Raw genomic sequence first — 253 nt, 5'->3', positions numbered from 1 at the left:
AAAATTGGCTCAAAAGTGATTTATCCGTAAAAAAGTATGTTTATATATGGGCGGATGGGATTTATTTTAACATTCGTTTAGAAGAAGATCGACCCTGCGTTCTGGTTCTGATAGGTGCTTTAGAGAATGGAAATAAAGAACTTATCATGATCCATGATAGGCACCGAGAAAGCAAGCAGTCTTGGAAAGAAGTTTTGCAAAATTTAAAACATCGAGGTCTCAAAGAAGGACCAAAGCTTGCTATTGGAGATGG

General features: G+C 37.2%; 1 protein-coding gene. It reads left to right on the top strand.

All coding sequences use genetic code 11. From position 1 onward, the window contains the following. On the top strand, positions 1–253 hold a 253-nt coding region (locus tag AOM43_RS09390), incomplete at both ends, for a transposase (protein WP_193374866.1).

Source organism: Parachlamydia acanthamoebae (assembly GCF_000875975.1).
GTDB lineage: Bacteria > Chlamydiota > Chlamydiia > Chlamydiales > Parachlamydiaceae > Parachlamydia > Parachlamydia acanthamoebae.
Note: the sequence above shows the minus strand (reverse complement) of the source record. Positions and strands in the feature narration are given on the sequence as shown.